The following is an 18,579-nucleotide window of genomic DNA, read 5'->3' as shown; positions in this document are numbered from 1 at the left end:
CAACCTGTCGCGCGCGACCGAGATTGTTCTGCTTTTCGTCCCCTATTGCCGAACCACGGCGGAGCCTCAATCATGGATCGAATCGACACCGCTCGGCTTGCGCCGTTTCCGTCCGGACCCAATACGCAAGAGCCGGCAATCGCCGGATCGCCGCAAAGCCGGCCGGCCGTCGCCCAAGCGCTCGATATCGTTTTCATCGAGGGCTTCGTGGGACAGACGGTGATCGGAATCGACGCCCCCGAGCACCACGCGCCGCAGCCGGTGCGCATGGACCTCGCCGTCGGCGTGCCGATGCTCAAAGCCTGCGTCACCGACCGCATCGAAGATACGATCAATTACGCCGAGGTGCGAGGCGCGCTGCATGCGCTGCTCGCGTCGCACGGCGTCGAGCTGCTCGAGGCGCTTGCCGAGAAGGTTGCGCACTTGCTGATCCGCGACTTCGGCGCGCATTGGGTCCGTGTCTCGATTGCCAAGCCGGCCAAGTTCGACGATGTCACCGCGGTCGGCGTGACGATCGAGCGGCGCCGCGGCGCGCTGCCGGGCGTCGCCGGTACGTGGGCCGCACTCGGGGCGGGGCTCGTTCCGAATTGAGCCTGGCCGGGATTTCACCGCTCGAGAGGGCTCGAGAGCGCGGAGCCGAGGCCCGTGCCGTCGAGCCGGTTATCGCTGTGGCAGACCGCAAGCGCGATAGGCGTCGGCCTGCAAAGTCTTGAACGACTTCGTCTGATGCCTCGCCGTATCGGTGCGGAACTCGGCACCGCCTTCACCGCCTAGAGCCGCATACTTCGCGAACGTCGATTCGTCCACGAACTCGTCGTACGGAATGACCGCGGCGATCTTGTCGATCACGCACGAGCATTTGTAGACGTTGGCGAAATCGTGCCCGTTGTCGTCCATGCAAGTCAGCACGTATTCGACGCGGCCTTGCGTCGGATAGTCGTAGCCTCCGTGAGCGGCACGCGGGTCGACCGTATCGCTGCCGGCGGCCAACGCATAACCGCCCCATGCGAGGCAGGCGCCAGCAATCAATGCGCGACATCTGGTTCTCATCTTTGCCGCCTCTTTCGGTTGTCTCCTCTATCCACGATATGCATAACCGTTGCGGGTGTCGATTGGAGTAAACGCTCCGACTAAATCCCGATGCGAGAGCGTCCCGGGGGGCACGCGACCCCCCGGCCGGAACGAGCAATGCCCGCCTGCTCGCCTCGAAAGCGGGACGCGTTACTTCGGCGAGAACGGGTGGTGGACGGATGCCTTTTGCGAAACCACGTCGGCCGCGGTCGGCGTGCCGGCTATCGCGCGCTCGATCGATTCCTTCGTCGCCCGGTAGTTGAAGTCGAAAATCTTGTTGTCGTCTTCGGCCTGCCAGTGGATGAACACGCCGACGCAGATGAAGATGTCGTCGGCTTCATCCTTCGGGATCGTACCGGCCTCGACGCAGTCCGCTACGGCGCGCGCGACGGCGGCCTGCGCGGGACCAAACATCTGCACCGCTTGCTTCGCGCCTTTGATCGTCACCTTGTTGAATAGCACCGTATTGGGCTTGGTGGGCAGGTTCGGGGCGACAACCGCGAGCAGCGTCGTGAAGCCGTCTTTGTTGTTGGTCAGTGCGTTGCAGAACGCGGTCTCCGCGGCCGAGCCGCGCGGTCCCATGATGAGGTCCACGTGCGCAACCTCATTGCCGTCGCCGATGAGCGACTCACCTACCAGGACGCGATTGATCTTGGCCATGCTCTTCCTCCAATCGGTGGATATGGACTTTCTGTATGTTGGGCGCCCTCGAGCGATTTGTGCGGCGCGCCGTTCATGCGAGGGCGCATGCCGGCCGCGTGTTTGTCGAATCGATGCACGGTGGCGTTACCTAACAGTTTTCATGCCAGTCGGGGCACGATCGCCGCGGCGCCATGTTCCGCTTGGCTCATGGGCCGGCGGCGCTCAACGCCACGAACATCGTGGCCACCGCGAGGTCCGCGCTGGTGCCCGGGTTCAGTCCGCGCGCCTTCAGTTCGGAGTCCCAACGATCGAGCTCCACAGCGGCCGCCGGCTCATCATTCGTCAGCGCCTTGCGCCAGCGCGCATGCTGCGAGCGCGCCGCGAGCGTGACACTCTGCGCCAGCGGCTCGCCGTGCTTGCGCACAATGTGCGAATCGGGCCAGCCGCTCAGATACGTGAAGAAGGCTTCGAGAATCGCGAGCTCGCGGTGTTGCTCCGGCAGTTCGAGCACGGCGGGCAGGCCGCGCTCGAAGATATCGGCGAACCCGTTCGCATACTGGCGTGCGATGCTGTCGCGCTCCGCCGCGAGCGCCATCGCCGTTCGCAGATCGACGGTCGGCTCGGCGTGGACGGATTGCTCGGGCGCGTCGCCGAGTCCGCCCGGGTTCGCCAGCGCGATCGCGCGGTAGGCCGCGCGCGCGTCGTCGACGGTGAGCCGCGCGAGCGTGCGCTCGAGCTCGGCGCGCCAGGCGCTCGCGCGCGGCGGTGCCGTGAACGCATCGAGCGCGGCGGCCAGCGGCGCCACGAGCAGGACGATACCGAGGTTGGTGTTGCAATCGACGGCCGCGCGCGTCGCGCGGATCGCTTCGAAGATGCGCGTGCCGACGGACGCGCCGCTCGTGAAGAGCGGACCAGCCGACGCCTTCGCGCTCGCGACGAACTGCGCGGCGACCATGCCGTGCCCCGCGCTTTGCGCGCTGACGTTGCCCGGTTTGGCAACCTCGACGTCGAGCCGGCAAGCCGCGAGAAACGCGCAATAGGCTTTCGCGAGCAGGGGTTGGTCGGAATGGAGCGCTTCAACCATGACGCTGAGGGAGTGTCATGATGTCGGCGCCGTCGACGCCCGTTTTGCCACGAATCGCCGCGAGTTTCCGATCGAGCAGATCGTCGACGAGTGCGCGGGCGATGTCGACTTCGACGACCGATTGCAATCCGCGCCAGGCCGCGACGCCGTTGACTTCGAGCACGAGCGGTTCGTCGGCTCGATCGGGGTTCGGAATCAGGTCGACGCCGGCATAGTCGAGCTCGAGCGCGTGGGCGGCGCGTATGGCCGTTTGCGCGAGCGCCGCGTCGAGCTCGGCGGGCTCGCATCGCGCACCGCGTGCGAAATTGTGGATCCAGCCTTTGCCGCCGACCCGCCGCATCGCCGCAACGGCCTTGCCGCCGATGACGAGCACGCGCCAGTCGAACCCCGCGCCCCGGCGTGCGCGTTCCACAAAACGCTGCAAGTAGGCAACCTCGTGATAAGCCGCGAGCGATGGCAGCGGTGCAAGCCGCCCGGCCGACGGCCCACCGCGCTTCGCACCGACGCGCCGCAAGCCACGGCCTTGCGACCCGAACAGCGGTTTGACGACGAGACGCCGCCCCGCGGCGGCTTCGCGCATGACGAGCCTTTGCGCGAACGCGCTCGATTCCGACGCCCAGGCTGCCGGCGTCGGCACGCCGTGACGATGCAGCAGAAAGCTCGTCATCGACTTGTCGACGCTGCGCTCGATCGCGCGCGCATCGTTGTAGACGGGCACGCCGAGCTCGCGCAGCGCGTGCAGAATACCGAGCCTCAGCGTCACCTGCTCGAACGTGCCGCCGGCGATGGCCCGCACGAAGACGGCGTCGGGCAGGCCGTGACCAAAGCCGGGCACGGCGAGCCCGTGCGGCGCCCAGGTCGTATCGATGCGGCAGTCGGACAGATCGACGCAACGCGCTTCGACGCCGCGCGCGCGGAGCGCTTTCTTCAGGCGGCCCGTGTGCCAGCCGGTCTCGTCGGTCATGAGCGCGACACGCAGACTGCTCGGCGTCGATATCGTATCGAGATCGGGGAGAGCAGCGATCGTCACGATGCGTCGGCGGGGCCGCTCCATTGCTCATGCAGCAGGCGGGCGTCGACGCGCCCGCCGTGCCAGGTCGCGCCGCTTTCAAGGCTGCTGACCCAGACTTCGGCCGGCGCGAACAGAGCCGGATCGATCTGATAGAAGTCGTAGTTGAACGACGTGAAGATCTCGGCGAAGGGGCGCCCGTAGTCGCGCGAGTTCGACGCGGGCAATTGCTGCGCGAGCGCCTTCGCGGCGGCGTCGGTCTTCACCGTAAGATGGACGCGTCCGCCGTAGAGAATCGCGTCGTTCGTGCGGCCCATCGCTGCGATGCCGTCGGGCGCCGGCGGCGGCAACGGCGCCGAGCCCGACCCCTCGACCACTTCGGCGAGGTCGATGCCCAACACATGCGTTTTGTGCAGCGCGACTTCGACCACGCGCGCGACGACCTGCACCGTGCCGGCGATGGAGTGCGTCGGCGTCGTCACGATCGTCAGGTCTTCGGGCGCGAGACCGCAGTCGAGCGCTACCTTGTCGATGACGACTTGCGGCGGCAGACGATCGACTTCGAGCACGAGTACGCCGCGCGCATGACGATCCCGGTAGCCGAGCTCGGCGAAAAGGGGCTCTTTCACGGCGAGCGCGCGCGCGGGCCCGGAGCCCAGCGAGAAGAACTTCTTGCCGCCGGTCTGCTCCTTCGTCGCCGACAGGCTCCAGCCCGCGTACTGGCTTCCGAGGCACGAGAGCACGGGCCACGAGGTCTGCACGTCCACCATCGTCGGCCAAATCGGCGCGCTCTCGAGGCTCGAGCGCACGGCGACGTCACCGAGTCCGCCCATGCAGATGCGCGCGACGAGCACGCCGGCCTCGATGCCGCCCGCCGCGGCGACCCCGGCATCGACGAGCACGGTGCCGGCTTCCGTCCGAGTCGACGAGACGCGCAGGCGCCCCGCTTCGTCGAGGAGACGCGCGACGAGAGGCTCGCTAAGGGCGTTGACGCTGAGCGTCGCAAGGCCGTCAGGGCCGCTAGCCGTGCTTGACGAGGAGGACATGATCAGGCTCTTCAAAGGTGTCGATTCGTTCGAGCATGCGCTCACGCTCGTCGTTGAGGGCTTGCTCCACCGCGTCGCGCGACGCCGCCGTGGCGACGAGCGTGACGATTGGCTGGCCTGCTTTGATGCGCGTGCCCGGCATCGGCACGTCGCGGCAGCCCGGGTCCGCCGCGCAGGCGTCGCTGAGCGCGGTGGAACAGGTGAGCGCACGCGGCGCGAACAAGACCTGCTGACCCGTGCAGCGCGCGGCGCGGCCGCGAGGCGCGTTCGGCAGCCGCCCGCGCAGGCAGGCGTCGAGATGACAGGCGATGAGGCCGAACGGCCAGTGTTCGCGCCAGGCGGCCTCGTAAAGCGCCATCGTCGACGACGGGCGCGCGTTGATTTCGAGCAGCGAGAAGTCGTCGCCGTCGAGCAGAAAGTCGCAGCTATTCAGCCCCGTGAGACCGGCATACGCGGTGACGGCGGCGATGGCGTTGCGCAGCCGGCGCGAGAGCGCCTCCGGCAACTCGACGGGCCCGATCGAGCCCGTATGAACGAACGGCGAAGCCCCGATCGCCGAGGTCAGCTGCTCGGCGAAACCCAGCACTTGCGCGCGGCCGCGCGCGGCCACGAACAGCGCGGAAAACGGTCGCCCGTTCGCCCGGCGCTGGAAATAGCCCTGTCGCGCGCCCGGCTCGGCCCACCGCGGCGCATTCGCGGCCGGCACCACATGCGTGCCGCCGCAGCCGTCGGCCTCTTTGAAGAGCCACCCTGGATCGGCCGGCCGCGTCGTCGAGATCGGCGGATGCGCAATGTCGAGCGTGTCGAGCAGCGGAAAGAAACGCGACGGATCGCGCACCGCGGCAGCCGCCTGCGAGTCGTTGCCGATCAGCGTGGGGAGGCCGCGCATTTCGCTCAACTCGTCGATGAACGGCTCGGTCCCGCTGCCCGCGATCCAGCCCACGACGCGCGGCAGGCGAGCGACACGCCGCAGCGAGGCGACGAGCCGCTCGCGATCGATCGAGAGCGTCTTGCCGCCGACGTCGAACCAGAGCGACGACGCGGCGCGCGTATCGCGATCGCCGAACAGGTCGAGCGCGGCCACGCGCAGACCGGCCTGCCTGGCGGACTCGGCGAGCATGCGGGCGGAAAGCGCCGCGACGGCGACGAGCGGCGCCGCATTGGAGGGAGCGAGCGAAACCATCTGCATCGATGCCTGTGAAGCGCGAGCACGAGCGGGCATGGGCGTCAGCCGAGGCCCGCGGCGACGGCGCGCGCTTCGTCGAACGCCTGAGGGAAGCCGAGATAGACCGGCTTTTTGCTCGTCCGCATTTGCACGAAGAGCCGATGCTCGACCTGGTATTTGACGTTGCCGATCGCCAAGGCGCCGATGCCGATCGGGCTTGCATCGCCGTTCGGGCCGATCGGCTTGCCGTCGTTCATCACGTTGACGCCGGCGATGCCTTCCGGCGGCACGGCGTTGACGTCGGCCGCGACGAGCAGGCGCCGTGCATGCGCGAGATCGTCCGCGCTCGCCACTTGCACGCCGGCCGTGGCCGTCGCGAGCAGAATTTCCGTGTCGGCGAGCGCGCCGCGCAGCGCCTCGGGCGATTCGACGCCGACCGCCGTCGTCGCGATGCCGAAGCGCTCGTTGATCTCTTCGCTGACTTGCCGCGCGCGCGCGAGCGACGCATGACTCGCGAGCGTGACATCGGCACCGAGCGAGGCGGCCATCGCTGCCGCCACCCGGCCGACGGCGCCCGTGCCGCCGAGAATCAGCACGCGCTTGCCGCCGAGCTCCATCTCGTGCGCGCGCTTCAGATGCCGCTCCACGAGCGCGACGAGCGCGGCGGCCGTCGTATAGGAGCCGCTCGGATCGGCGAACACCGAGACCTCGAACGGCGGCACCATCGATTTGCGCGCGATCTCGAGCATGTCGGCGGCGAGCATCACGTCGCGCCCGCCGATGAAGATGCCCGTGCGCGATACGCCTTTCGGCCCGCGCGAGAAGATGGCGTCCTGCGTGAGATTGGTGACCATGCCCGCGTCGACGCCGCAGTACGGAACGATGACCTGGTAGCCGGCATCGGCCGCCATGTTGACGTCGAACGGACTCATCTGCGGCGTGGCCGTGAGCATATGGAGGATATAAGGCCTTTCAGTGGCATCTGACATGGCGGAGCACTCGCGTTTCTGTCTTGGGTTTTGGTGGTGGTCGCTCAGGCGGCTCCGATGCGCGCTTCGTGCATGCCGGCGCTCCGGACGACGGCGCCGCGATTGCGGCCGGTCACGAGCGAGCATTCGATATGGCGCTTCGCGCTCGCCGCGTTGCGCGCCGTCAGCAGTGCCGCTTCGGCTTCCTGCGGATCGGGCAGGAACGCGAACCCTGTCGGCCCCCACGATGTCTGTCCGATTCCGGCGCGGTGGCGAGCCGCCACCGCACGCAGCGCTTCTTCGACGTCGGGGCTCGAGAACACGCCACCCTGCACGGGCGCGAAGTACTCGCCGATCGTTTGCTGCATCTCGGTGATGCCGTGCGCGAACGCGTCGAAGTCGCATTCGGCGGCGCCCGGCACAATCTGCATCAGCACGAGGTGGCAGAGATGGGCGGCAAGGGCGCGCGGAAACGGCGGCAATGCCGCCAGGCCCCGGCGCTCGGCTTCGCCCGAGAGGCCCTCGCGCGAATGGTCCGTCACGAGCAGCACGCGCCAATCGTCGGGGAACGGCTGGCGCGCGACGAGCGGCGGCAAGCCGCGGGCATTCCTGTCGGCGCAGGCTCCCCCGTCGACGATGAGCCCGCCCGAATCGAAGCCAAGGATGCCGATGCCGGAGCGGCGCCCGCGGCCCAACAGCTCGGCGAGCTCGGCTGTCGTCGCGGCTCTTCCCGCGAGGCGGACGTAGGCAGTGCCGATGGCGAGCGCGAGCTGGGTGCCGGACCCGAGGCCGCTATGCGCACGCGGCGTGCGCACGACATCGATAGCGACGGGCGTTGCACCGTATTCGGTCCGCAGCCGGTCGAGGGACAAGGCGATACGATCTCGCTCTTCGATCGAGCACCTGCCGCCGATCATGTCCGATTCGGCGATGCGCGCATCGATCTGCGTACCGAGGCCGTCGACCACGAGCCCGATGCTGCCAAAGACGCGACCGAGCGAGCCGCTGGGATCGAGAAAACCGAGGTGCAGCCGGGCGGGCGCCTCCACGGTAACGGTGGCGAGATGAGCGGGACGACGAAAATGAAGCGGCATCGCGAGGATCCTCGTAGGGGCTTGAAGCCGGCGGATGCCAAGCATGAGCCGTACCAATCCTCGAGCCGCCCGCCCCGCCGAGCGGCGGCGCGGTTCGCCCCTATGCGTTTTTGACGGCCTCGCGCACCGTGCGACGCATTGGCCTAAGCGTTTTGTGCCGGGCGAGGCGCACTCTGTCACCGCTTGCGGGGCTTTCCCGCCGGTCGCTCGAATCAGGCCACCGGCTGGCGCGGGCCGCGAGCGGCTCGTCGGGCAAAGCCGAGCCAGGGAAGCCGGCAGGTCCCGCCGCTGTGCAGAGGCCGCGGCTGCGGCGAACCGTGGGTCAGCGTTGTCACGGATTGTTTTTGGGCGCGTCGTACTTGATATAGCGAAAACGCTGATCGTCGGCCGGCGTGCCCTCGAGTGGCCCCCCTTCGCGCCCCGGTTGCCACTGAACGACCTCCTCGATCTTCTTGGCGAGGGCGAAGTCCTTGTCGGTGATGCCCTTGGCCGTATGCGTCATCAGCTTGACGATGACGAAGGCATAGGAAACCGTGAGATCCGGATGGTGCCAGGCTGCCTCCGCAAGGTGGCCGACGGTGTTCACGACCATCAACGTTCCTTTCCAGCTTTCCGTGCGGTACTTGCGCCGCAGCCAACCGTCTTCGAAATACCAGTGTTCGAGCGGACCGACGAGACGCTCGCGAATTTCTTCCTCCGAATAGACGCGCTCCTGATTGGTCATGGCTTTCGCTCCTCGTTTAGGACACCAAAGAAAGATTAGGACACCAAAGAAAGACCGGGTCCGCAAGCGGCGGACCCACGATCCATACGTGAGGCGCGGCGACCGGCTGTCGCTGTCGCAACGCTCGTCCGAGCGGCCTGCCGCACCGCTATCGCGGAATTGACACAGTATGTCTCGCTTCGGGACGAGCGGTCCGGCACGTTTCGTTGCGACGATGGTTGCGACGCGCGACCGGAGCAACACGACGCACGCTCGCCGCCCGCACGCGGCGCCTGCGTGGAAAGCCCGCACAGTACGGCTTTGCCTCGTACAGTTCGACCTTGCTGCAGTGCGAGAAGTGTAGACCGGCATGGAATATGCGTGGCCCCGCCATACGCCATGAAGCCTGCCGCCCAAAGCGCAAGCGGCAAGTCGAGCAGCAGCGATGAAGCATAACGGAACGGCTCTCACGCAGCACGAAGCAGGAGAGAGCCGACAAAAAAGAAGCAGGTGAGCGGCGTGGATCGTTACCCGCATCCGTGAGGGCGCGCCCGGTGCGATGAGGTAGCGTGGGTCATTCGTTCGTGAGTTGAACAGCAAGACAATTCTGGAGGAGACATGAACTTACGCACCATGGTTCTTGGGCTCGCGATCGTCGTTACCGCGGGCCTCAATTCGATGCTGGCGCAAGCCGATCCCGATCTCGATGCAGCAATGAAGAACACGTCGAACTGGGCTTCCCAGGCCGGCGACTACGCGAATCACAGGTACAGCACGCTCAAGCAGATCAACGCGAACAACGTGAAGAACCTGCAGGTCGCGTGGACGATGTCCACGGGTGTGCTGCGCGGCCACGAAGGCTCGCCGCTCGTCATCGGCGACACGATGTATATCCATACGCCGTTCCCGAACAAGGTCACAGCGATCAGCCTCAAGGATCAGACGTTCCAATGGGTGTACGAGCCGAAGCAGGACGACCAGGTCGTATCAGTCATGTGCTGCGACACGGTCAATCGCGGTCTCGCCTATGGCGACGGCAAGATCTTCCTGCAACAGGCCGACACGACGCTCGTTGCGCTGAACGCGAAGACGGGCGACGTCGTCTGGACAGCGAAGAACGGCGATCCGAAGAAGGGTGAAACGAACACGAACGCTCCGCACGTATTCGGCGACAAGGTGCTGACGGGCATCTCGGGCGGCGAGTTCGGCGTGCGCGGCCGTGTCGTCGCCTACAACATCAAGGACGGCAAGCCGGCCTGGACCGCGTACAGCACCGGTCCCGACAACGAGATGCTGATCGACCCCGAAAAGACGATGACCTATTCCGACGGCAAGATGGTGCCGGTCGGTGCGGACTCTTCGTTGAAGTCGTGGAAGGGCGACCAGTGGAAGCTCGGCGGTGGGACGACCTGGGGTTGGTATTCGTACGATCCGAAGCTGAACCTCGTCTACTACGGTACGGGCAACCCCGGTACGTGGAACCCGACGCAGCGGCCCGGCGACAACAAGTGGTCGATGTCGATCTTCGCCCGCGATTTGAATACGGGCGTGGCGAAGTGGGTCTATCAGATGACGCCGCATGACGAATGGGACTACGACGGCGTCAATGAAGTGATCCTGGCCGACCTCACGATCAACGGCAGCAAGGTGCCCTCGCTCGTGCACTTCGACCGCAACGGCTTCGGCTATACGTTGAATCGAGAAACAGGCCAGTTGCTCGTCGCGCAGAAGTATGACCCGGCCGTCAACTGGGCCTCGAGCATCGACATGAAGAGCGGTCTTCCGGTGCGCGTTGCCGCCTATTCGACGCAAGCCGCCGGCGCGGATCACAACGTCAAGAACATCTGCCCGTCGGCGCTGGGCTCGAAAGACGAGCAACCGGCTTCGTTCGATCCGCAAACGAACCTCTTCCTCGTGCCGACCAACCACGTCTGCATGAACTATGAGCCGTTCGAGGTCGATTACACGGCCGGCCAGCCGTACGTCGGGGCGACGCTCGAGATGTTCCCGGGGCCGAGCGATCCGGGCAAGGGCGGGCCGAACGCTGGCAAGACGATCGAAAACTCGATGGGCAACTTCATCGCGTGGGATGCCGCGAAGGGCAAGATCGTCTGGTCCAAGCCCGAGAAGTTCTCGGTCTGGTCCGGTGCGCTGACGACGGCGGGTGGCGTGGCTTTCTATGGCACGCTCGAGGGCTACCTCAAGGCAGTCGACGTCAAGACCGGCAAGGAGCTCTGGAAGTTCAAGACGCCTTCGGGAATCATCGGCAACGTCTTTACCTATGAGTATGACGGCAAGCAGTACGTCGGCGTGTACTCGGGCATCGGCGGGTGGGCCGGCATCGGTCTGGCCGCGGGCCTGAAGAAGTCGAGCGAAGGTCTCGGCGCCGTGGGCGGCTATCGTGAGCTCGCGAAGTACACCGCGCTCGGCGGCACGCTCTTCATCTTCGCGCTGCCTTCCGCCGAAAAGAGCTGAAACCGGCGCTAGCCGGCAGGAGTTGCAAGTCGTTGGACGCCGCGCGTCGCCGGCCGCTTTGAGGCGGCCGGCCGCGCGGCGGCCGGTGTCCGGATGGCGAGTTCGCGGCTCGCGGCACCGGCATCGCTTTTTTACTCGAGCCCGCGCAAAGCCAAGTGTGTCAGGGCATCACAATGAAGGAGACGTTGGTATGAAAGGCCGCTCAATCTTGTTGCTGACGACAATGACTGTCGCCGTCGTCGCATTGCCGGTTGTCTATGCGCAGTCGAAACCGGCGATGGCCGAACAGGTGGCATACAAAGTCGAAGGCAACGCGGTCGACAAGAAGACGTTCGACGGCTGGCATACGTGGCGAGCCCTCGATTGTGAGCGCTGTCACGGCGCTCAGCAGCAGGGAATGGTGGGACCGTCGCTCATCGACGCACTGAAGCAGATCGACAAGAACGAATTCCATCGCACGGTTTTCGGCGGCCGTGTGGCCAAGGGTATGCCCGACTTCAGCTCGAGCGAGAGGATGCAAAAGAATTGGGAGAATCTCTACGCCTATCTGAAAGGGCGTTCGGACGGCAAGATTCCTCCCGGCGATTTGAAACTGCTCGACGACGGAAAATAAACCCTGCGCCGAATGCCTGTGCCCCCGTTGCGGATGTGACGGAGCGGGCGGCGCGCGGATGCGCGCATAGGGTTGTCCATCTTTGCGGAGGTCATCGATGCGTCACAGCAAACGAATATCCGCGCATACCGCGCTTTTGATCGTGGCGCTCGGCGCCACCGCGCTTGCGAGTGCGGCTGTGCGCGCGGACGGCCCAACGTTGCCGAACAACGACGGCGCGGACGGCGTGCTGCGAGTTTGCGCCGATCCGAACAACATGCCGCTCTCGAATGACAAGGGCGAAGGCTACGAGAACAAGATCGCGGCCGAGATGGCCCACGATTTCGGCTACAAAGTCGAGTACACCTACTTCCCGCAGCGCATGGGCTTCGTGCGCCACACGCTGCGCGAAAAGCTGCCGAATAGCGAGCGCTTCAAGTGCGATCTCATCATCGGTGTGCCGAAAGGCTATGATCTGACGGCGACGACGCAGCCCTACCTGCATTCGACGTACATCATGGTGGTGCCCAACAAGCCGGAGTATGCCAACATCAAGACGCCCGACGATCTGTTGCGTTTGCCTCCTGATGAACTGCACAAGCTGCACTTCGGCATCTTTTCGCAGACGCCTGCGGTGGACTGGCTGCTCGCGCACAACCTGATCGATCAGGCCTACTCGTATCAAGTGCAAAGCGGCGATCCGGCGGCTTATCCCGGCGAGCTGATCGAGCGTGACCTCACGGCCGGCAAGATCGACGTCGCATTCATCTGGGGGCCCATCGGCGCTTACTTCGCGAAGCGTGCCGGCGATGCGGTCAGGGTCGTTCCGTTCCCGCCGGAAAAGGACATCCACTTCGACTATCGAATCTCGATGGGGGTGCGCCACGGCGAAAAGGCGTGGCACGACAAGGTCGATCAATGGATCGGCGCGAACCAGGACAAGATCGACCGGATTCTCACGAGCTACAACGTGCCGCTCCTCAAGCCGATCGATACGCCCGACGAGAAAAAGGCAGGCGACTAAGCGATGAAACGCGTACGGCGGCCGTTGAGCCGCATTTCCCGCGCAAGCGCGTTCGTGTCGCTGCTGGCGCTCGCCGTAGCGGGCGCACTGGGCCCGCTCGCCGCGCGCGGCGCGACGAACGAGGCCTCCGCGGCGTCGCAGCCGTCGACCGAAATCACGCCGGCCGAGAAGCTCATTTTCACGACCGACCATCTGCACGATGTCGCGCCGCAGACGGAGCTCGACTACGCGATGGAAGCCTCGGGGAAAGACGCGGGCGCGGCAGACGTCGTGCGCGTGCTCGTCACGAGCCAGGGCAACACGAAGGGCGACGCGAAAGTCTCCGATCACAGCGGCGCGGTGCCGTTGCCGACGAGCGGACTGCCGTGCAACCCGGTCATCATCTACTTCCTCGAGCGCGACATCACTGAAATGCAAACGCTGACCGGCGGGCAGAAGCGCTACTTTCAGCAGCGCTTGCGGCTCGCGCTCGCGCAAGGGCCGAAGATCGCGTCGGCGACGAGCCGCATCGGCGGCAAGCCCGTCGCCGTGCGGCAGATTGTCGTTCAGCCCTATCTCGACGATCCAAACGCCGATCGGTTCCCGCAGTACACCGGCAAGCGCTATACATTCGAGCTCGCCGATGCATTGCCGGGCGGGGTCGCGCGGATTCGCACCGAAGTGCCGGGCCCGAACAACGACTTCGTGCATCCGCTGAGCACCGAGACGTTGACGTTCCAGGCTGCCGTGCGCAAGTTGCCCGAGTCCGGCAAGACGGCGCCCGAGAAGTCTTCCGGCGCGCCGCGGGCGAGCCGATAGCCTCAGCACGCGGGTGTCCGCTTGGCGGTGCCCGCGGCGGTTCGGCCCGCGCGCCGTCGCTTCCCCCTCCCTGCAAGATGTAAGGGCCGACCGTGAACTTCATTCGCTCGCTGACTCTGCGGCAGCTGCAAATCTTCATCGTCGCGAGTCGCCACGCAAGCTTCGCGCGCGCGGCGGAGGAGCTGCATCTGACGCAGCCCGCGATCTCGATGCAGATTCGTCAACTCGAGGAGGCGATCGGGCTCGCCTTGTTCGAGCGCGTCGCGCGCAAGCTTACGCTGACCGAGGCCGGTGAGCGTCTCACGCATCACGCGAGCCGCATCCTCGGCGAGATCAAGGATGCCGAAGACGCGATGATGTCGCTTCAGCTTGCCGACAGCGGGTCCATTGCGGTCGGCATTGTCAGTTCCGCGACTTACTTCGCGCCCAAGCTGCTCGCGCTCTATTCGAAGCAATATCCGAAGGTCGACGTCCACTTCTCGGTGGGCAACCGCGAGATGCTGCTGCGCCTGCTGCAGGACAACGCCATCGACCTCGCGCTGATGGGGCGGCCGCCCGCCGAGCTCGATACGGTGACCGAGCCGCTCGCCCGGCATCCCCAAGTCCTCATCGCGCCGCTCACGCATCCGCTCGTCGGCGCGCGGCGCTTCGACCTGCAGGAGTTGCGCGGCGACACTTTCCTGTTGCGCGAGCCGGGCTCCGGCACCCGCATGGCGGCCGAGGAAATGTTTCGTCAGCACCTTTTCACGCCGGCGAAGATCGTCACGCTCGGGAGCAACGAGACGATCAAGCAGGCCGTCATCGCGGGCATGGGCGTGAGCCTGATTTCGCTGCACACGCTCCTGCTCGAGTTGCGCTCGGCGGAGCTTGCGCTGCTCGACGTGAACGGCACGCCTATCGAGCGAACGTGGCAGATCGTACACATGCGCACGAAGCAGCTCTCGCCGACGTGCGTCCTGTTCAGACGGTTTCTGCTCGAGCATGCGGCGCCTGCCCTCGAGCGCGAGTATGGTGGCTTCGTTCCCCACAAGAAGGCGGCGCGCGTGGCGGCGCAGGAGGTCCCTTCGAATGGCGCCGACGAGGGATGAGCGAGGTCTGAGCTAGACTGTCGGATGCCCGTCTCTAGAGCCGCCTTCGACATGGACACGCTTGAAACGCTGGACACGCCGGTATTGCCGTTCACCTACGATGAAATCGATCGATGGATCGCTTCGCTTCAGCCCACCCTGGCTCGCGAAGCATTTGCCTGCGCGATCGGGGTCTTGCGCGGCGGAGCGCCGCTGGCGCTGATGGTGTCTCACGCCACGGGCGTCCCGTACGCATCGTTGCGCTATGAACGCGCGACGCGGCGGGTCTCCTGGGATTCGTCGATTCCAATTCCGCCGTCCGGCAGGAAAGTGCTGATATGCGAGGACATCGCCGGCGCGGGCCATACCCTTTCCGATTGCATCGATTTCCTGCATGGGCACGGTCTCGACGTCAAGACGATGACGGTCGCCTACGACGATCTGAGCCGCATCCGGCCCGATTACGGCATCGACGGCCGCGGCTATTTTCCGCTGATGCCGTGGGAGCGCCATGCCTATACCGACGCCTATCGCGCGAGCTGGCAACGCACGCGGGCCGGCACCGCCGGCCCCATCGGCGAGGACCATGAGTTCGCCGTCTACGCGATCGATCTCGACGGCGTGCTGCTGCCCGACGTGCCGCCGCATCGCTACGAGGCCGACCTTGCCGCGGCGCTCGCCGAGCGGGACGAGCTCCCGCCCTATGCGCACCTTCCCGAGGTCGATCTCGGGCGCACGAAGGCGATCGTGACGGGCCGGCCCGAGATGGACCGCGCGCGCACGGTCCGCTGGCTCGCGCGCCATGGGTTCGACGGTCCGCGTCTCGTCATGCGCGACCCCTCGACGCATGACGACAGCCCCGAGCAAGTGGCGGCACACAAGGCGCAGGCCGCCGTGAGGCTCGCCTGCACGCATTTCGTCGAGAGCGATCCCGTACAAGCGATCTTCATTGCGCAATATGCGCCGCTGTTGAGAGTCGTCTGGTGGGACGCCGGGCGCAAGGCCGCGCGATTGATCGCGGCGCAATCATGGCGCGTCGCCGCGACCGACGTCGCATGACGGCGGCCATGGCGGGCAGCGAACGCGCGTCGGAGCGCCGCGCGCGCACTGGCTAGGCCGGGGCCCGAGCGTCCTGCGTCGGCGCACGGTAGCGGTAGATGGCGGCGAGTCCCGTGCGCGAAGGCATCCGGTCCGCAGGCAGCACGATGACTTCGCCGCCGTTGCGCAGCACCTCCTGCGCGACATCATTGAGCAACGTATCCACTTCGCGATGACCGCGGTTCGTCGGCTCGGCCAATTGCTCCTCCGTCTTGGGCTGCCCGTTAGGTAGCCGGTCGGTTTCGACGAGCAATGCGTCGACGCGGCCCTCATGGGCGGCTTCGACGACTTCCGCCGCTACGTCGGTTGCAAGCGCTTTCTGCGTGGCCTCGCGATATTCTTCGAGACGCGCTTCGACGGGCCGCTCGAAACGGGAGGCGAGCGCACGCGCGGCGACGGCCGCCAGCTCGTCCGCCTTTGCATCGCCGAGATATCGGTCGATGCGTTCCTCCATTAAATGGGGGTTTGTCGTTACGCGTCGGAACAGCGCCTGATGCTCGGGGGTTGCGGCGAGCAACAGCGGCAGCCGCGAGGGCTGTGAATGGTGTTCGCATACGCCGCGCGAGACGGCGCGGAAGAAGCGTTCCTCGTCCTCGTTGACGACGTCGTGCTTGGAGCCGCCGCCGTGATGCGCCGTGTAGCGGTCGCCGCGGTTTTCGCCGCCTTTCGCGCCTTGCACGCGATCCTCGCTTTCGGGCATCGTGGCCGGCTCGTCCAGCGCGCTGCGCGGTATCGATCGATGAAGCTCGACCGGCGCGAGGTGACGGATAGTGCCCTCGTAAAGCGCCGCGCGATGGCGCGACAACAGCAGCAATTGGAACGGGTCGGCGAACTGGAATTGCTCGATGAGCGGCTTCAGATAGAAGGTATCGGCTACCACCGCACGCTCGGGCACTTCGTCCGCAAGCTTCACGAGATGGAAGAAGCCGGGCGCACCGTAGATGGCGACACCTTTGAACGTATGGTCCCAGAAGCCGCGCTCACTGATGAGCGCATCGAACCGCGCGATGATGGGATCGACGATCGCGCGCGGATGCCGGGCGTTGGCATTCTCGCGCATCCGCCCGAGGAGAGTCCGATAGCGGAGCACGTCTTGCTTGCTGTCGGGAAACGAGCCGTGCACCGGTTGACAGAGGGTGAAGCAGGGGCCTTGTCGCGGTGAGAGCAGCGTGGCGATGTCGGGATGACGGCGTAAATCCATGCGATGCTCCTCGAGAGGTGGGACATGCGTTTGAGCGTCGCAACGCATGTGCCCGGCGGCCACGCCGCGCGTGGCGCGCCGAGACGGACGACGGCGCTCGGCGCACAGCTACGGAAGACCGAGTTGTTTCGCCGTGGCATCGATCGCCGTTTTGGCCTTCGCGACGATCTCGTCGATCTCATCATGCGTGACGACGAGCGGCGGCGAGAGCACCATGCGGTCGCCCGTGGCGCGCATGATCAGATTGCCGTTGAAGCAGAAGTCGCGGCAAAGCAGGCCCACTTCGGCGCCGTCGGCAAAGCGCTTGCGTGCGCGAGGATCTTCGGCGAGCTGCAGCCCGGCGACGAGCCCCGCGCCGACCACCTCGCCGACGATCGGGTGGCCGTCGAAGGCCTCGCGCAGACACCGCTGAAAGTAGGGCCCCGCCTCGTGCCGGACACGTTCGACGATCCCTTCATCGCGCAAGAGCTTCAGGTTCGCGATCGCGACGGCCGCCGCCACCGGGTGTCCCGAGTAGGTCAGACCGTGATTGAACTCGCCGTTGTCGATGAGGGCGCGCGCGATGCGATCGTGGATCGCCACCGCACCCATCGGCACATAGCCGCTCGTCAGACCCTTAGCGAGCGTCATGAGGTCGGGCGAGACGCCGAAGTATCGGTGAGCGAACCATTCGCCGGTGCGACCGAACCCGCCGATCACCTCGTCCGCGACGAGCAGTACGTCGTACTTGCGGCATATGCGCTCGATCTCGGGCCAATAGCTCGATGGCGGAAAAATGACGCCGCCCGCGCCTTGAAACGGCTCGCCGATGAAGGCGGCGACGTTCTCGGCGCCGAGCTCGAGAATCTTTGCCTCGAGTTCGCGAGCGCGCGCGAGACCGAATGCTTCGGGCGTCATATCGGCCGGCGCTTCGCCATAGAAGTAGGGCTGACCGATATGCACGATATGGTCGACCTTCGCGGGCATCTGCTCATGCATGTAGTCCATGCCGCCGAGCGTCGCGCCGGCGATCGTCGAGCCGTGATAGGCGTTCCTCCGCGAGATGACGTACTTCTTGTCAGGCCGCCCCTGCGTCGCCCAATACCGATGGACGATGCGCAGGACCGTATCGTTTCCCTCCGAGCCGCTGTTGCAATAGAAGAAGTGATTGAATGGCTCGGGCGCGAGGTCGGCAAGCAGTGCCGAGAGCTCGATAACCGGCGGATGTGTCGTCTTGAAGAACGTGTTGTAGTAGGACAGCTCACGCATCTGCCGATAGGCGGCGTCGGCGAGCTCCTGCCGTCCATAGCCCACGTTGACGCACCAGAGGCCGGCCATGCCGTCGATGATGCGATTGCCGTCGGAGTCCCACAGGTAGACACCGTTCGCTTTGACGATGACGCGACTGCCGATCTGATTCAGCGTGCCCATGTCGGAGAACGGATGGAGATGATGCGCGGCATCGAGTGCCCGATACTCGGCCGTGCCGCGCGTATGGGTCGTGGCCGCTTGCGGGAGTCCGGCGAGCTTCGCGCGGGCCATGGCGATATCGGCGGCATCGGT

Annotated in this window: 18 protein-coding genes; 7 read left to right on the top strand and 11 right to left on the bottom strand. The window is 65.9% G+C overall.

All coding sequences use genetic code 11. From position 1 onward, the window contains the following. Positions 1-72: 72 nt before the first annotated feature. Entirely contained in the window at positions 73-591 is a 519-nt protein-coding gene (locus tag B0G57_RS01905; RefSeq protein WP_018438886.1) for a dihydroneopterin aldolase, read from the top strand. 69 nt (positions 592-660) lie between these two features. Here the strand turns inward: B0G57_RS01905 and B0G57_RS01900 are convergent, their stop codons facing one another. The 9 genes from B0G57_RS01900 to B0G57_RS01860 form a co-directional block, all read right to left on the bottom strand. Continuing rightward, positions 661-1,050 carry a hypothetical protein gene (locus B0G57_RS01900; protein ID WP_026229334.1) on the bottom strand — a complete coding sequence of 130 codons (390 nt, stop codon included), beginning with the start codon at positions 1,048-1,050 and terminating at the stop codon, positions 661-663. A gap of 171 nt (positions 1,051-1,221) precedes the next feature. After that, entirely contained in the window at positions 1,222-1,731 is a 510-nt protein-coding gene (fae, locus tag B0G57_RS01895) for a formaldehyde-activating enzyme (protein WP_018438884.1), read from the bottom strand. Between the two features lie 187 nt (positions 1,732-1,918). Then, positions 1,919-2,797 (bottom strand): triphosphoribosyl-dephospho-CoA synthase, encoded by an 879-nt coding sequence (locus B0G57_RS01890; protein WP_018438882.1) that lies wholly within the window; start codon positions 2,795-2,797, stop codon positions 1,919-1,921. Then, positions 2,790-3,761 (bottom strand): ATP-grasp domain-containing protein, encoded by a 972-nt coding sequence (locus B0G57_RS01885; RefSeq protein WP_223258573.1) that lies wholly within the window; start codon positions 3,759-3,761, stop codon positions 2,790-2,792. The genes B0G57_RS01890 and B0G57_RS01885 overlap by 8 nt, the downstream gene beginning before the upstream one ends. 62 nt (positions 3,762-3,823) lie before the next feature. Then, complete coding sequence (gene mch, locus B0G57_RS01880; protein WP_018438880.1) at positions 3,824-4,852, bottom strand: methenyltetrahydromethanopterin cyclohydrolase; 1,029 nt, start codon at positions 4,850-4,852, stop codon at positions 3,824-3,826. After that, entirely contained in the window at positions 4,827-6,035 is a 1,209-nt protein-coding gene (locus B0G57_RS01875; protein ID WP_018438879.1) for an ATP-grasp domain-containing protein, read from the bottom strand. Before B0G57_RS01875 ends, mch begins: the two co-directional genes overlap by 26 nt. A 44-nt stretch (positions 6,036-6,079) precedes the next feature. Next, a complete protein-coding gene (locus B0G57_RS01870; RefSeq protein ID WP_026229332.1) occupies positions 6,080-7,006 on the bottom strand; it encodes an NAD(P)-dependent methylenetetrahydromethanopterin dehydrogenase in 927 nt (308 codons plus the stop codon). 44 nt (positions 7,007-7,050) lie between these two features. Continuing rightward, complete coding sequence (locus tag B0G57_RS01865; RefSeq protein ID WP_018438877.1) at positions 7,051-8,079, bottom strand: beta-ribofuranosylaminobenzene 5'-phosphate synthase family protein; 1,029 nt, start codon at positions 8,077-8,079, stop codon at positions 7,051-7,053. Positions 8,080-8,410: 331 nt separating this feature from the next. Then, positions 8,411-8,803, bottom strand: a complete 393-nt coding sequence (locus tag B0G57_RS01860) for a 4a-hydroxytetrahydrobiopterin dehydratase (RefSeq protein ID WP_018438876.1) — start codon at positions 8,801-8,803, stop codon at positions 8,411-8,413. Between the two features lie 612 nt (positions 8,804-9,415). Between B0G57_RS01860 and B0G57_RS01855 the strand changes: the two genes are divergently transcribed. The 6 genes from B0G57_RS01855 to B0G57_RS01830 all read left to right on the top strand — a co-directional run bounded on the left by B0G57_RS01855 (position 9,416) and on the right by B0G57_RS01830 (position 15,797). Next, the gene (locus B0G57_RS01855) at positions 9,416-11,257 is read left to right on the top strand and encodes a methanol/ethanol family PQQ-dependent dehydrogenase (RefSeq protein ID WP_018438875.1); all 1,842 of its coding nucleotides are present in this window, start codon (positions 9,416-9,418) and stop codon (positions 11,255-11,257) included. Positions 11,258-11,447: 190 nt separating this feature from the next. Further along, entirely contained in the window at positions 11,448-11,870 is a 423-nt protein-coding gene (locus tag B0G57_RS01850) for a c-type cytochrome (RefSeq protein ID WP_018438874.1), read from the top strand. Between the two features lie 97 nt (positions 11,871-11,967). Then, positions 11,968-12,873 (top strand): substrate-binding domain-containing protein, encoded by a 906-nt coding sequence (locus B0G57_RS01845; RefSeq protein WP_018438873.1) that lies wholly within the window; start codon positions 11,968-11,970, stop codon positions 12,871-12,873. A 3-nt stretch (positions 12,874-12,876) separates the two neighbouring features. Next, positions 12,877-13,671, top strand: a complete 795-nt coding sequence (locus B0G57_RS01840) for a hypothetical protein (protein WP_018438872.1) — start codon at positions 12,877-12,879, stop codon at positions 13,669-13,671. Positions 13,672-13,763: 92 nt separating this feature from the next. Continuing rightward, complete coding sequence (locus B0G57_RS01835; RefSeq protein ID WP_018438871.1) at positions 13,764-14,759, top strand: LysR family transcriptional regulator; 996 nt, start codon at positions 13,764-13,766, stop codon at positions 14,757-14,759. 69 nt (positions 14,760-14,828) lie between these two features. Further along, positions 14,829-15,797: a phosphoribosyltransferase gene (locus B0G57_RS01830; RefSeq protein ID WP_026229330.1), complete on the top strand. Its 969-nt coding sequence runs from the start codon at positions 14,829-14,831 to the stop codon at positions 15,795-15,797. A 52-nt stretch (positions 15,798-15,849) separates the two neighbouring features. Here the strand turns inward: B0G57_RS01830 and B0G57_RS01825 are convergent, their stop codons facing one another. Beyond that, a complete protein-coding gene (locus B0G57_RS01825) occupies positions 15,850-17,037 on the bottom strand; it encodes a baeRF3 domain-containing protein (protein WP_018438869.1) in 1,188 nt (395 codons plus the stop codon). 108 nt (positions 17,038-17,145) lie between these two features. Continuing rightward, entirely contained in the window at positions 17,146-18,558 is a 1,413-nt protein-coding gene (locus B0G57_RS01820) for an aspartate aminotransferase family protein (protein ID WP_035468150.1), read from the bottom strand. Positions 18,559-18,579: the final 21 nt, after the last annotated feature.

The sequence above is a fragment of the Trinickia symbiotica genome, from assembly GCF_002934455.1.
Classification (GTDB): Bacteria; Pseudomonadota; Gammaproteobacteria; order Burkholderiales; family Burkholderiaceae; genus Trinickia; species Trinickia symbiotica.
Note: the sequence above shows the minus strand (reverse complement) of the source record. Positions and strands in the feature narration are given on the sequence as shown.

What these genes read in the sequence shown, in the direction of transcription:
- mch (WP_018438880.1), bottom strand. Translation starts at nt 4,852, where the DNA reads ATGTCCTCCTCGTCAAGCACGGCTAGCGGCCCTGACGGCCTTGCGACG.
- fae (WP_018438884.1), bottom strand. Translation starts at nt 1,731, where the DNA reads ATGGCCAAGATCAATCGCGTCCTGGTAGGTGAGTCGCTCATCGGCGAC.
- B0G57_RS01890 (WP_018438882.1), bottom strand. Translation starts at nt 2,797, where the DNA reads ATGGTTGAAGCGCTCCATTCCGACCAACCCCTGCTCGCGAAAGCCTAT.
- B0G57_RS01875 (WP_018438879.1), bottom strand. Translation starts at nt 6,035, where the DNA reads ATGGTTTCGCTCGCTCCCTCCAATGCGGCGCCGCTCGTCGCCGTCGCG.
- B0G57_RS01870 (WP_026229332.1), bottom strand. Translation starts at nt 7,006, where the DNA reads ATGTCAGATGCCACTGAAAGGCCTTATATCCTCCATATGCTCACGGCC.
- B0G57_RS01850 (WP_018438874.1), top strand. Translation starts at nt 11,448, where the DNA reads ATGAAAGGCCGCTCAATCTTGTTGCTGACGACAATGACTGTCGCCGTC.
- B0G57_RS01860 (WP_018438876.1), bottom strand. Translation starts at nt 8,803, where the DNA reads ATGACCAATCAGGAGCGCGTCTATTCGGAGGAAGAAATTCGCGAGCGT.
- B0G57_RS01900 (WP_026229334.1), bottom strand. Translation starts at nt 1,050, where the DNA reads ATGAGAACCAGATGTCGCGCATTGATTGCTGGCGCCTGCCTCGCATGG.
- B0G57_RS01840 (WP_018438872.1), top strand. Translation starts at nt 12,877, where the DNA reads ATGAAACGCGTACGGCGGCCGTTGAGCCGCATTTCCCGCGCAAGCGCG.
- B0G57_RS01845 (WP_018438873.1), top strand. Translation starts at nt 11,968, where the DNA reads ATGCGTCACAGCAAACGAATATCCGCGCATACCGCGCTTTTGATCGTG.
- B0G57_RS01905 (WP_018438886.1), top strand. Translation starts at nt 73, where the DNA reads ATGGATCGAATCGACACCGCTCGGCTTGCGCCGTTTCCGTCCGGACCC.
- B0G57_RS01865 (WP_018438877.1), bottom strand. Translation starts at nt 8,079, where the DNA reads ATGCCGCTTCATTTTCGTCGTCCCGCTCATCTCGCCACCGTTACCGTG.
- B0G57_RS01855 (WP_018438875.1), top strand. Translation starts at nt 9,416, where the DNA reads ATGGTTCTTGGGCTCGCGATCGTCGTTACCGCGGGCCTCAATTCGATG.
- B0G57_RS01820 (WP_035468150.1), bottom strand. Translation starts at nt 18,558, where the DNA reads ATGGCCCGCGCGAAGCTCGCCGGACTCCCGCAAGCGGCCACGACCCAT.
- B0G57_RS01885 (WP_223258573.1), bottom strand. Translation starts at nt 3,761, where the DNA reads ATGACCGACGAGACCGGCTGGCACACGGGCCGCCTGAAGAAAGCGCTC.
- B0G57_RS01825 (WP_018438869.1), bottom strand. Translation starts at nt 17,037, where the DNA reads ATGGATTTACGCCGTCATCCCGACATCGCCACGCTGCTCTCACCGCGA.